Here is a 12,314-nt window from a genome sequence, read left to right as displayed (position 1 = left end):
GACCTCCCGGAACGACGGGAGCCGTGCCTCCCGTCCGTGACGGTCACCGAGCGCCCAGCCGGCGCGACCTGCTCCGCTGGGGCGCCGCCGCCGGCGGTGCGTTCGCACTGAGCGGGCTGCTCGCCGCCTGCTCGCCGCAGTCGACCGCGGCGGTCCGCTCGGGCAGGGCCGACCTGTCCTTCTGGACGCACGACCCCGGCTACGAGAAGTTCTTCACCGAGGCGCTCCCGGTCGCTGACCGGGGGTCGCGGTTCGACTACGCCCTCGACATCACCACCATCGCGGCGGCGGACATCCCGACGAAGCTCATCGCGCAGGCGGTCGCGGGGACGGGGACGCCGGACGTCGCCGGTCTCGAGATCGGCGCGTTCTGCCGGATGCTCCGCGGCGACATCGCGAAGGAGCTGCTGAGCGACCTGTCGTCGTCCGTCGCGTCGAAGCGGGACGACCTGATCAGCGCCCGGTTGACGCCGTTCTCGAAGGACGGGCGCCTGTACGCGCTCGACTCGGACACCCCGCTCTGCGTCTACTACCACCGTGCCGACCAGTTCCGGGCGCTCGGGATCCCCGACGACCTGGCCACGTGGGAGGAGACGATGGCGGTCGGCGCGAAGCTCAACAAGAGCAAGGGTGTCGCGCTCCACGCGGTCGCGGTCACCGACCCCGGCGGCACGCTGCAGAGCTACCAGATCCTGCTGCTGCAGCGCGGCGGCGACCTGTACGACGAGTCCGGCGACATCGCGATCCAGACGCCCGAGGCCGAGCGCACCCTGCAGTTCCTGGTCGACGGCGTGCAGTCCGGCGCGATCGCCACGGTCGCCGACATGTACGGCCCGAGCCTGCAGTCCGGGCTCAAGGGCGGCACGATCCTGGCGGTCGACATGCCCTCCTGGTACGCGAGCTACGGCATCAAGCCGAACGTGCCCGAGCAGGAGGGCAAGTGGCGGGTCCGCAACCTGCCGCGGTTCGCCGGCGGCGGGAGCACGACGAGCGTCGGCGGCGGGACGGGCTTCGCGGTGCTCCGCGACAAGCCCCTGACGCAGGCCGGCATCGACCTCGTGCTCGCCGCGTACCTCGACCCCGACCAGCAGGTGAAGCGGTACGAGGACCTCGGGTACCTGCCGACGCTCCGCTCGGTGTACGACGACCCGCGGCTCGCAGCGCTGAGCGACCCGTACTTCGGCGGGCAGCAGCTGTTCGGCGTCTACGAGTCGGTCATCGACGAGGTGCCCTCGCAGCACCAGAGCGCGAACGCAGCCATCCTGCAGACCGTCCTGAGCGGCTACCTCATCAAGGCCTACAAGGGCCAGATCTCCCCGAAGCAGGCGCTCGACGCCGCTGCGGCCGACTTCCGCGGCCAGACCCGCGCCTGAGGAGGACGACGTTGTCCACATCCACCGCCACCGGCATCCCGGTGTCCGCTCCGCCCGCTGCAGCCGATCCACCGGGCAGGCGGCGCCGCCTCAACACGAACGGCGGCAGTGCCCCGTACCTGTTCATCGCGCCGTTCTACGTGCTCTACGGCCTGTTCATGATCGTGCCGGTGCTCGCCGCCCTGTACCTGTCGCTCACCGAGTGGGTCGGCCTCGGGACGCCGAACTGGATCGGTCTGAGGAACTACGCAAACCTGTTCCGGGACACGAGCTTCGGCACGGCCCTGGTGAACTCGCTGATCTACACGCTCATCGCCGTGTTCGTCATCGTGCCTGTCTCGCTCCTCGTCGCGCAGGCGCTGAACGCCAAGGGACTCCGAGCGCGTGACCTGTTCCGCGTCACGTTCTTCATCCCGATGGTGCTGTCGCCGATCGTCATCGCGCTCATCTACAGCCTGGTCTTCGACACCAACTACGGGTTGCTCAACGCCACGCTCGGGGCACTGTTCGGGCTGCCGGACACCGACTGGCTCGGCGACCCCACGCTCGCGAAGGTCGCGATCGGCTTCGTGCTCCTCTGGCGCACGGTCGGGTACCTGACGATCTTCTTCCTCGCTGCGCTGCAGAACGTCTCCCCGGAGCAGTACGAGGCCGCCTCGCTCGACGGGGCCGGCACCTTCCGGAAGTTCACGAACGTCACCCTGCCGGCGATCCGTCCGGTGACCGCCTTCGTCGTGGTGACGAGCTTCATCAGCGCCGCCCAGCTGTTCGACGAGCCCTACCTGCTCACGAAGGGCGGCCCGGGCGAAGCGACGCTCTCCGTCGCCATGTTCATCTACCGCGCCGCGTTCGAGCGGCAGCAGTTCGGCTACGCCGCCGCCGCCGGGGTCGTGCTCTTCGCCGTCGTCTTCGGCGTCAGCCAGATCCTCAACCGCGCACTCGCCATCGGGAGGGACGCATGACCGCCACCGTCACCGAGGCCGTGACCACCAGGGGCAGCGCACGCCGCCCACGGTCCGGCCCGCCGCGCACCCCCGGGTGGATCGCCCGCCGAGGGCTGCTCTACGCCACGCTCGTGGTGCTGCTGCTCGTGTTCGTGTTCCCGCTGCTGTGGGCGCTGTCCGGCTCGTTCAAGCGCCGCGGCGACATCTTCTCCACGCCGCCCACGCTCATCCCGAGCCCGGCCACCGGCGAGAACTACGTGAACCTGCTCACCACGCAGCCGTTCTGGGCGTGGTTCGGCATCAGCGTCGGCACCGCCGTGATCGCCACCGTCGTGTCGGTGTTCGTGTGCGCGATGGCCGGGTACGGGTTCGCGAAGTTCCGGTTCCGGGGCAAGCGGGTCCTGTTCGCGGTGATGTTCTCGTCGCTGTCGGTCCCGTTCGCGGTGATCCTCGTGCCGCTCTTCATCCTCGTGGTGAAGTCGGGGCTCGCGAACCCCTGGTTCTCGCTCATCGTGCCCTGGGTGGCGCCGGCGTTCGGGATCTTCATGATGCAGCAGTTCATCACCCAGTCGATCCCGGACGAGATCATCGAGGCCGCTCGCATCGACGGCAACTCGGAGTTCGGGACCTTCCGGCGCGTGGTGCTCCCGCTGCTCCGGCCGTCCCTCGGGGCGCTCGCCGTGTGGAGCTTCCTGCAGAGCTACAACTCGTTCCTCTGGCCGCTCGTGCTGGTGTCGAACTCCGACCAGTACACGCTGCCGCTCGGGCTGAACGCGATCTTCGCATCGGAGAACCGGTCGTACGACCTCGTCCTCGCCGGCGCCGTGCTGGCGAGCGTGCCGACGATCCTCGTGTTCCTGCTCCTCCGGAAGCAGCTGCTCGACGGCCTGACCGCGGGGGCGGTCAAGGGATGACCGACACCTCGGACCGCACCACGAGCCACCGCGCTACGGGCCACCGCGCCACGGGCCACCGCACCACGGACCACCGCACCACGAACGGAGCACCCCGCACCATGCAGCACGACCGCGTCCTCTTCGGCGCCGCGTACTACCACGAGTACCAGCCCACCCCACGGCTCGACGAGGACATGCGCCTCATGCAGGAGGCCGGCTTCACGGTGATCCGGGTCGGTGAGTCCGTCTGGAGCACCTGGGAGCCGGAGAACGGCCGGTTCGAGCTCGAGTGGCTCGCGCCCGTGCTCGACGCGGCGCACGAGCACGGCATCAGCGTGATCCTCGGCACGCCGACCTACGCGCTGCCGATGTGGCTCGCCCGCATCGTGCCCGAGGTGAACGTGCGACGCCGGACGGCCGGGGAGCCGATGGGCTGGGGCGCCCGCCAAGAGATCGACCACGCCCACCCGGCCTTCCTGTTCCACGCCGAGCGGGTCATCCGGAAGATCGTCGCCCGGTACGCCGAGCACCCGGCCGTCATCGGTTACCAGGTCGACAACGAGCCCGGGAACGAGCTCATCGCCAACCCCGAGGTCTTCCAGCGCTTCGTCGACCACCTCCGCCACACCTACGGCAGCGTCGAGCGGATCAACGAGGAGTGGGGCCTGACCTACTGGTCCCACCGCCTTTCGACCTGGGCGGACCTGTGGACACCGGACGGCAACGTGCAGCCGCAGTACGACCTCGCCTGGCGCCGGTTCCAGGCGTCCCTCACGACGGACTTCATCGCGTGGCAGGCCGAGATCGTGCGCGAGTACGCCCGCGAGGACCAGTTCGTCACCACCTGCATCTCCTACGAGCGACCGACGGTGGAGGACGACGCTCTCACCCGGGCCCTCGACGTCACCGCGGGCAACCCGTACTACCGGATGCAGGACGCCCTCGAACTGCCCAACACGGACGAGGCCCCGCAGTACTGGACGTCCTCCGGCGCGTGGTCCGTCGTCGCGACCGGCGACCGGATGTACGGGTCGAAGCAGGCCCCGTTCCTGGTGACCGAGACGAACGCGCAGGCGATCGGCTTCTCGTGGATGAACGAACCCGCCTACGAGGGCCAGTGGCGGCAGGCGGCGTGGGCGCTGGTCTCCCGCGGGGCGTCGATGATCGAGTACTGGCACTGGCACACGCTGCACTTCGGTGTCGAGACCTACTGGGGCGGTGTGCTGCCGCACTCGCAGCAGCCGGGGCGCACCTACGAGGAGATCGCCCGCATCGGCGCCGAGTTCCGGCACGCGGGTGACCGGGTCGCCGGGCTCCGGCCGCACGCCGACGTCGCCCTGCTGTTCTCGAACGAGTCGAAGTGGGCGCTGAACGAGCACCCGGCGCTCGGTGACGGCGCTGAGCCCGACCGCCGCTCGTGGCAGACCGTGTACGACGCGTTCGCCCGCGGGGTGTTCGAGGCCGGCCTGCAGGCGAACACGGTGCACTCCTCGCAGGTGTTCGACCGCGATCCAGCCGTGGTCGCCCGGGAGCGCCCGGTCCTCGTCGCAGCGGCGTTCACCATCGCGACGGACGACCAGCTGCGGTGGCTCGCGGACTACGCCGAAGCCGGCGGACACCTGGTCGTCGGCATCCGCACCGGGTACGAGGACCAGGAGGCCCGCGCCCGACTCGAGCGCAAGCCGGCCTTCCTCGACACCGCGGCCGGCGTGCACTACGACGAGTTCAGCAACCTCGGCCGACGCGTACCGGTGTCCGCGGGCGCTGCTGCCGCGGACCACGGCTTCACGGTGCCGACCGGCGCGACGGCGACCCGCTGGGCGGACGGGCTGCTCGTCGACGACGCCGACGTGCTCGTCGACTACGACCACCCGCACCACGGCCGGTTCGCCGCGGTGACCACCCGAGCCCACGGTGCGGGACGGGTGACGTACGTCGGGACGGTGCCGGACCCGGCGCTGGCCGCGGCGATCGCCGCCTGGGCGGTCGAGCGGGGCAACGGAGCGACTGCTTGGCGGCCGCAGTCGGAGACCCAGTCGGTGCAGACCGCCACGAACGCCCGCGGCGAGACCGTGCACGTCGTGCACAACTGGTCCTGGACGCCGAGCACCTTCACCGTGCCGGTCGACGCGGAGGACGTCCTCGACGGCGCGGCGCTCGCGGCGGGGACCGAGCTGTCGCTCGGGGCCTGGGACGTGCAGGTGGTGGCCGTCCGTCAGCGGGTGACGTTCAGAGTCCGACGCTGCCCTGCGAGATCCCGCCGTCGATCGTGACGGTGGTGCTCGTCATGTACGCGGCCTTGCCCGACGCCAGGAACACGACGACCTCGGCGATCTCGTGCGGCTTCGCCGGGCGCCCGAGCGGGATCGCGTCGTCGAGCTGCTCCAGCTTGTCGGGATCGGAGGTCGTCGCCGTGTTGATCGGGGTGTCGACCGCACCGGGAGCGATGTTCACGATCCGGACCCCGTGCGGCCCGAGCTCCACGCCGCCGCTCCGGGCGAGCATCCGCATGCCGCCCTTCGACACGCAGTAGGCCAGGTTGCCGGGCATCGGCCAGTCCTCGTGCACGCTCGAGATGTTGAGCACGAGCCCGCCGTTGCCCTGTGCGATGAACTGCTTCGCCGCGGCCTGCGTACCGAAGAACGCGCTCTTCATGTTGACGGCCATGACCTTGTCGTAGCCCTCCTCGGTCTCCTCGAGCAGGGACTTCCGGTCCTCGATCCCGGCGTTGTTGACGAGGACGTCGAGCGAGCCGAAGGCGTCGACGGCCTTCTGCACCATGCGGTGCAGGTCCGCGGCGCTGGTGATGTCGGCGTCGACCCCGACCGCGTGGCCGCCGGCCTGCTCGATCCGGGCGATGAGCGAGTCGGTCGCCTTGGGGTGGGCGACGTAGTCGATGACGATGTTCGCGCCCTCCGCTGCGGCGGCGAGGCAGATCTGCTCACCGATCCCGCTGTTCCCGCCGGTGACGACGATGGTCTTGCCCTCGAGCAGCATGGTTCCTCCTGTGGGTCCGGTGCTGCCCACGGTGCTCCGATGTCGCTCCCGAGGTCCGGCGGATCGGCTGAGGTGTCGTGCAGGTGGAGGTGCCGCGACGGGAGGTGCTAGCGGACGCTGGTCTCCGGGAGCGGAGCGGGGTCCGGCGCCTGGTCCGCCTGGACGGCGAACTGGGTCCGGTGCAGCTCCTCGTACCGGCCGCCCGCGGCGAGGAGTTCCTCGTGCGTGCCGCGCTCGACGACGGAGCCGTCCTCGATGACCAGGATGAGGTCCGCGCTCCGGATGGTCGACAGGCGGTGCGCGATGACCATCGCCGTGCGACCGTCGAGTGCCTCGCTCAGGGCGGCCTGCACGGCGGCCTCGGACGTCGAGTCGAGCGCGGCGGTCGCCTCGTCGAGGATCACGACGCGGGGCTGCGCGAGCAGGAGCCGGGCGATCGTCATGCGCTGGCGCTCGCCGCCGGACAGTCGGTAGCCCCGCTCGCCGACCATGGTGTCGAGCTGGTCGGGCAGCGACCGGATGAGCGGTTCGAGGCGCGCACGTCGGACGGCGTCCCACACCTCGTCATCGGTGGCCTCGGGGCGGGCGAGGCGCAGGTTGGCGCCGATGGTTTCGTGGAACAGGTGCCCGTCCTGGGTGACCATGCCCATCGTGTGCCGCAGTGACGCGAAGGTGACGTCGCGCACGTCCGTCCCGGCGAGTCGGACGGCACCGCTGTCGACGTCGTACAGGCGGGAGAGCAGCTGCGCGATCGTGGACTTGCCCGCGCCGGAGGACCCGACCAGGGCGACGGTCTGCCCGGGCTCGATCCGGAACGAGACACCGTGCAGGACCTCGTCACCGCCGCGGGTGTCGAGCGTGGAGACCTCCTCCAGCGAGGCGAGGGAGACCTTGTCGGCGGACGGGTAGGCGAAGCGGACGTCGTCGAACTCGACCGCGACGGGGCCGTCGGGCAGGGTGACGGCGTCGGGCTTCTCCTGGATGAGCGGCCGGAGGTCGAGCACCTCGAAGACGCGCTCGAAGCTCACGACGGCGCTCATGATCTCGACGCGCGCGTTCGCCAGGCTGGTGAGCGGTGCGTAGAGGCGGGTGAGCAGGAGTGCGAGGGTGACGACGTCGCCCGTGTTCAGCTGGCCACCGAGGGCGAGCGTGCCGCCCAGGCCGTACACGAGTGCGAGCGCGAGCGCCGAGACGAGCATGAGTGCGGTGACGAAGACGAACTGCAGCATCGCGGTGCGGACGCCGATGTCCCGCACGCGGGCGGCGCGGACGCGGAACTCCTCGGCCTCTTCGTCGGGGCGCCCGAACAGCTTGACGAGCGTCGCGCCGGGTGCGGAGAACCGCTCGGTCATCTGGGTGCTCATCGCGGAGTTGTGGTCGGCGGCCTCGCGGCGGAGCGCGGCGAGGCGGCTGCCCATCCGACGTGCGGGGACGAGGAACACCGGGAGCATGACGACGGCGATGACCGTCACCAGCCACGAGGTGCTGAGCATGACGACGAGGGTCAGCACGAGTGCCACGGAGTTCGTGACGACGCCGGAGAGCGTCCCGCTGAAGGCCTGCTGCGCGCCGATCACGTCGTTGTTCAGCCGGCTGACCAGCGCGCCGGTCCGGGTCCGGGTGAAGAACGCGATCGGCATCTTCTGCACGTGGTTGAACACCGCGGTGCGGAGGTCGAGGATGACGCCCTCGCCGATCCGCGCCGAGTACCAACGGGTGAGCAGCGACGACGCGGCGTCGGCGACGGCCACGAGCGCGATGACCAGGGCCAACCAGACGATCGTCGACCCGGCGCCGCGGGCCGCGATGACGTCGACGACCTGGCCAGCGAGCACCGGCGTCGCGACCGCGAGGAACGCCCCCACGACGGACAGCGCGATGAACACCACGAGCTGCACCTTGTAGGGCACGGCGAACGTCATGATCCGTCGGAGCGACTCGCGGGAGAAGCCCCGCCCGGCGTCCTTCGCGGACGAGATCTTGTACAGCGAGCTCCAGGCAGCGCCTTCCATGCTCATGCAGCCAGGATACGTCGGGACCACCGACGCCCCGCGCCCCGGTCTGCGACGATCGGAGCATGCCCTCCGACGACCGGCCCCTCGAGCGCCTCGGCTTCCTGACCATCGGCTCGTTCGACCCCGTGCGCCCGGCCGACGGCCACGAGGAGACGCTCCGCGTGATCGAGCGAGCCGAGGCCCTCGGCTTCGACAGTGCCTGGCTCCGGCACCGCCACCTGCAGCACGGCATCTCGTCGCCCGTGGCGATCACTGCCGCAGCCTCGCAGCGCACCTCGCGGATCGCCCTCGGCACCGCGGTCACCCCGATCGGCGCCGAGAACCCGTTCCGTCTCGCCGAGGACCTCGGCACCGTGGACGTGCTGCTCGGCGGTCGGCTGCAGCCCGGCTTCTCCGTGGGGACGCCCATGCACTACGACCTCTACCGTGACGCGATCCACCCGGACACCGCCGAGCACGAGGACCTCGGCAACGACCGACTCCTGCGCTTCCGGGACCTCGTGCGCGGCGACCCCGTCACGGCGGCCGTGGAGCGCCGGGGGATCGAGGAGTTCGCCACGACCGTCCAACCGCAGAGCCCGGGTCTCGCCGACCGGATCTGGTACGGCACCGGCAGCACGCGGTCCGCGGTGTGGGCGGCCGAGCACGGCTTCCACCTGCTCACCTCGAGCGTGACCCGGAGCGAGGTCGGCACGGACTTCGCCGCGAACCAGCGCGCGCAGGTCGACGCCTACCTCGACGCGCACCCGGATCCTGCTGCGGCGCGGGTCTCGCAGGGCCTCGTGGTCATCCCGACCGACTCGGCGACGCCGGAGCAGGTCGAGCGGTACCGGGCCTACGCCGCGGCGCGAGCCGGTCGGGTCGGGGTCCCGCAGGGGCCGGGGAAGCTGCTGTTCGCCGCCGACCTGGTCGGGAGCTCGGCCGAGATCGCCGATCGACTCCGCGCCGACGCCGGGTACCAGGTGGCGACGGAGGTGGCCTTCGCGCTGCCGTTCTCGTTCGCACCCGACGACTACGCGCAGATCATCGAGGACATGGCCGGTCGGCTCGGCCCCGAGCTCGGCTGGACCCCGGCCACGAGCGCCAGGTGACCGCCAGTCCCGAGTGGCAGGTTGGACGGGTGCACACCACCATCGACTCCGCGACCGAGGTCGTCTCCGGCATCCGCTTCCCCGAGGGCAACCGCTGGCACGACGGCCGGCTCTGGTACTCCGACATGCACACGGGCGAGGTCTTCTCGGTCGACCCCGGTGCGGCGGACGCGCGACCACGCCTCGAGACGACCATCGACGGCCAGTCGTCCGGCCTCGGGTGGCTCGCCGACGGTCGGCTGATCGTCAGTGCCATGAACGCCCGGACGATCCAGGTCGTGCGTCCCGACGGCTCGAACGAGCCGTTCGCCGACCTGTCGTCGACCGAACCGTCGCTCCTCAACGACCTGGTCGTCGACGAGGCGACCGGCCGGACGTACGTCGGCGCGTTCGGCTACGACCTGTACGGCGGTGAAGAACTCCGCCCGGGACCGCTCTACGTCGTCGACCAGGACGGCTCCGCCCGGCTCGCCGCCGACGGCCTGGTGTTCCCGAACAGCGCGAACGTGCTCCCCGGCACGCGGACCCTGGTGGTCAGCGAGACCTGGGGTGGTCGACTGACCGCGTTCGACATCGAGCCGGACGGGTCGCTCACCGGCCGCCGCGAGTGGGCGACGCTGCCCGAGGGCGTCACGCCGGACGGCAGCACGGTCGATGCCGAGGGCGCGATCTGGGTCTGCTCGGTGGACACGGGGGAGTTCCTCCGCGTCGTCGAGGGCGGCGAGGTCACCGACCGCATCGACGCCCCCGGCCTGTGCGCGATCGACTGCGCGCTCGGCGGCGAGGACGGTCGCACCCTCTACCTCGCCACCGCCGACAGCTACGACCCGGACACCACGGCGCGCACGCGCGCCGGGCGGATCAGCGCCGTCCGCGTCACCGTCCCCGGGCCGTGACCACACGACCGACCTGAGCAGTCGACGGCGGGGCGCAGCTGACGGACGGGAGGCGCGGTGCGGGCCGGCACCGCGCCTCCCGTCCGACGGCTCCCGCGTGGTCAGGGGGTGGTGAGTCGGGCGCGCAACCGTGCGCTCAGGTCGTCGTCGGCACCGACGGCGGCGAACGCCGCGTCGACGTCGGCGGCGACGTCCTCGACGATCGGTGTGACGGTGGCGAGCCACTCGGTCACCTGGTCGGCATCCCAGGTCGCCTGGCGGTCACCCGGAGCGTGGGTCCCGGTGCCGGCCATCGCGCGGACGGAAGCCGCGTGGTCCTCGGCGACGGCAGTCGGCGGGACGCCGGCGTTCGCGAGCAGCAGCGTGCTGATCATGCCCGTCCGGTCGCGCCCCGCACTGCAGTGCACGAGCACCCCGGACGGCGCGTCCGCGATCGCCCGCAGCGCACCGAGCACCAGGTCGGGCAGGATCCGCCAGTTGTGCCGCCAGTACTCGGGGGAGTCGAGGATCGGGAAGCACACCTCGCGGAACTCCGGGTCGTCCTGGTCCTCGGTCGGGGCCGCGACGACGGTGATGTCGGTGAGGGCGTCCGGAGCGACGAGGGGATCGCCGTCGCGACGCCCCACCTCGTCGGCGCACCGCAGGTCGACCACCGACCGGAGACCCCACACGCGTGCGTCCTGCCAGCCCCGGTCAGTGAGCAGTTCGCGGCGCGGGCCGCGTGCGATCCGGCCGCGCTGCGTCGCACCGGTCGGGGACGACGGGGTGGGGAGCCCGCCGAGGTCCCGCACGTTCCGGTAGCCGTCCCAGTCGAGTTCCCGCACCCTTCCACGGTACGACGGGTCCTGTCCGTTCGGCGCGTGCCCCCGGACGGGGGGAAACCGAGAGCAGGCTGCATGTCTACCGTGAAAGGCAACCGAGCGTGACACGCGTCACGTCCCCGACCGGAACCACGACCCGGTCCTCGCACACAAGGAGAGACCACATGTCCAGCGCAGCAACCCCCCGTACCGGTTCGACCCTCGTCCAGAAGGGCGCACTGCTCTTCGGGATCGTCTTCCTCATCGTCGGCATCGCCGGCTTCATCCCCGGACTCACGATGGACATGGGCACGCTGTCCTTCGCGGGCAACAGCTCGATGGCCATGCTCCTCGGCCTGTTCCAGGTGTCGGTGCTCCACAACATCGTGCACCTGCTGTTCGGCATCGTCGGCCTGCTCGCCGCCCGTTCGGCCGCGGGCTCGCGCTCGTACCTGCTCATCGGCGGCATCGTCTACGCCGTGCTGTTCGTCTTCGGCCTCTTCGTCGCCGGCATGGCCGGGGCTGCGAACTTCGTCCCGCTGAACAGCGCCGACAACGTCCTGCACGCCTTCCTCGCCGTCGCGATGATCGTCCTCGGCGTGCTCCTGCCCCGCGCCGGACGCACCACCCGCTGACACCCAGCCCAGCGCAGACAGGAGCGCGTCGGTCCTCGGACCGGCGCGCTCCTGTCGTCCGTGGGCCACGGGCGTGCGCCGGGACGGACGGGAGGCTCGTGGTCGACCCGCACCGTGCCTCCCGTCCGCCGGGTCGCGCGGTCCGCACCGGCGGTGCCAGGATGCCGTCAGCACCGGTCGCGGACCGGGCGGATCGGTGAGGGAGACGGGCATGGCCGAGGTGTTCAGCGACGCGGAGCGAGCCGCGATGCAGCAGGCAGCAGCGGAACGGAAGGCGACGCGCGGGCTGAAGGGCGCCGCGAAGCGCGAGGCCGAGCGCGAGGCGTGCACGGCCGCGATCGAGGCACTCGAGGGCTTCGACCAGGTCCTGGCCGCGCGCTACCACGTGCTCGTGACCGAGGTCGCTCCGGAGCTCGATCCGAAGACCTGGTACGGGTTCCCGTCGTACGCGCGGGACGGCAAGGTCGTCACCTTCGTGCAGCCGGCCTCGAAGTTCGGTGCGCGCTACGCGACCGTCGGGTTCCAGGAGGACGCCACGCTCGACGACGGCGTGATGTGGGCGACCTCGTTCGCCGTCGTCGAGTGGACCGACGAGGTCGAGCAGCGGCTCCGGGAGCTCGTGCGCCGGGCGGCCGGCTGACCCCGCGACACCCCCCCCGGCCCCGTC

Annotated in this window: 11 protein-coding genes; 8 read left to right on the top strand and 3 right to left on the bottom strand. The window is 71.2% G+C overall.

Annotated features, from left to right (window positions below; all coding sequences use genetic code 11):
- Positions 1-23 precede the first annotated feature (23 nt).
- Genes M3677_RS12745 through M3677_RS12730 form a run of 4 tightly spaced genes read left to right on the top strand, consistent with a single transcriptional unit; the run spans position 24 to position 5,486 of the window.
- Complete coding sequence (locus M3677_RS12745; RefSeq protein WP_251155725.1) at positions 24-1,373, top strand: ABC transporter substrate-binding protein; 1,350 nt, start codon at positions 24-26, stop codon at positions 1,371-1,373.
- 11 nt (positions 1,374-1,384) lie between these two features.
- Entirely contained in the window at positions 1,385-2,335 is a 951-nt protein-coding gene (locus M3677_RS12740) for a carbohydrate ABC transporter permease (protein WP_251155726.1), read from the top strand.
- Entirely contained in the window at positions 2,332-3,231 is a 900-nt protein-coding gene (locus M3677_RS12735; protein ID WP_251155727.1) for a carbohydrate ABC transporter permease, read from the top strand. Before M3677_RS12740 ends, M3677_RS12735 begins: the two co-directional genes overlap by 4 nt.
- Entirely contained in the window at positions 3,228-5,486 is a 2,259-nt protein-coding gene (locus M3677_RS12730) for a beta-galactosidase (RefSeq protein WP_251155728.1), read from the top strand. Before M3677_RS12735 ends, M3677_RS12730 begins: the two co-directional genes overlap by 4 nt.
- On the opposite strand, the gene M3677_RS12725 is transcribed toward M3677_RS12730, so the two are convergent.
- Positions 5,443-6,210: an SDR family NAD(P)-dependent oxidoreductase gene (locus tag M3677_RS12725; RefSeq protein WP_251160732.1), complete on the bottom strand. Its 768-nt coding sequence runs from the start codon at positions 6,208-6,210 to the stop codon at positions 5,443-5,445. The genes M3677_RS12730 and M3677_RS12725 overlap by 44 nt on opposite strands.
- A gap of 107 nt (positions 6,211-6,317) precedes the next feature.
- The gene (locus M3677_RS12720; protein ID WP_251160731.1) at positions 6,318-8,228 is read right to left on the bottom strand and encodes an ABC transporter ATP-binding protein; all 1,911 of its coding nucleotides are present in this window, start codon (positions 8,226-8,228) and stop codon (positions 6,318-6,320) included.
- Between the two features lie 59 nt (positions 8,229-8,287).
- On the opposite strand from M3677_RS12720, the gene M3677_RS12715 reads away from it, so the two are divergent.
- On the top strand, positions 8,288-9,316 hold the full coding sequence (locus M3677_RS12715; protein ID WP_251155731.1) for an LLM class flavin-dependent oxidoreductase: 1,029 nt from the start codon (positions 8,288-8,290) through the stop codon (positions 9,314-9,316).
- Between the two features lie 29 nt (positions 9,317-9,345).
- A complete protein-coding gene (locus M3677_RS12710; protein ID WP_251160730.1) occupies positions 9,346-10,212 on the top strand; it encodes an SMP-30/gluconolactonase/LRE family protein in 867 nt (288 codons plus the stop codon).
- Between the two features lie 101 nt (positions 10,213-10,313).
- Here the strand turns inward: M3677_RS12710 and M3677_RS12705 are convergent, their stop codons facing one another.
- Complete coding sequence (locus M3677_RS12705) at positions 10,314-11,036, bottom strand: tyrosine-protein phosphatase (RefSeq protein WP_251160729.1); 723 nt, start codon at positions 11,034-11,036, stop codon at positions 10,314-10,316.
- Between the two features lie 161 nt (positions 11,037-11,197).
- On the opposite strand from M3677_RS12705, the gene M3677_RS12700 reads away from it, so the two are divergent.
- A complete protein-coding gene (locus M3677_RS12700; protein WP_066656188.1) occupies positions 11,198-11,647 on the top strand; it encodes a DUF4383 domain-containing protein in 450 nt (149 codons plus the stop codon).
- A gap of 211 nt (positions 11,648-11,858) precedes the next feature.
- Positions 11,859-12,287 carry a hypothetical protein gene (locus M3677_RS12695; RefSeq protein ID WP_251160728.1) on the top strand — a complete coding sequence of 143 codons (429 nt, stop codon included), beginning with the start codon at positions 11,859-11,861 and terminating at the stop codon, positions 12,285-12,287.
- The last annotated feature ends 27 nt before the right edge of the window (positions 12,288-12,314 follow it).

The sequence above is a fragment of the Curtobacterium sp. P97 genome, assembly GCF_023712445.1.
In the GTDB taxonomy this organism is placed as follows: domain Bacteria; phylum Actinomycetota; class Actinomycetes; order Actinomycetales; family Microbacteriaceae; genus Curtobacterium.
This window is presented reverse-complemented; position numbering and strand designations above follow the sequence as displayed.

Coding starts and splice junctions, on each gene's coding strand:
- M3677_RS12695 (WP_251160728.1), top strand. CDS start 11,859: ATGGCCGAGGTGTTCAGCGACGCGGAGCGAGCCGCGATGCAGCAGGCA.
- M3677_RS12715 (WP_251155731.1), top strand. CDS start 8,288: ATGCCCTCCGACGACCGGCCCCTCGAGCGCCTCGGCTTCCTGACCATC.
- M3677_RS12700 (WP_066656188.1), top strand. CDS start 11,198: ATGTCCAGCGCAGCAACCCCCCGTACCGGTTCGACCCTCGTCCAGAAG.
- M3677_RS12730 (WP_251155728.1), top strand. CDS start 3,228: ATGACCGACACCTCGGACCGCACCACGAGCCACCGCGCTACGGGCCAC.
- M3677_RS12735 (WP_251155727.1), top strand. CDS start 2,332: ATGACCGCCACCGTCACCGAGGCCGTGACCACCAGGGGCAGCGCACGC.
- M3677_RS12720 (WP_251160731.1), bottom strand. CDS start 8,228: ATGAGCATGGAAGGCGCTGCCTGGAGCTCGCTGTACAAGATCTCGTCC.
- M3677_RS12725 (WP_251160732.1), bottom strand. CDS start 6,210: ATGCTGCTCGAGGGCAAGACCATCGTCGTCACCGGCGGGAACAGCGGG.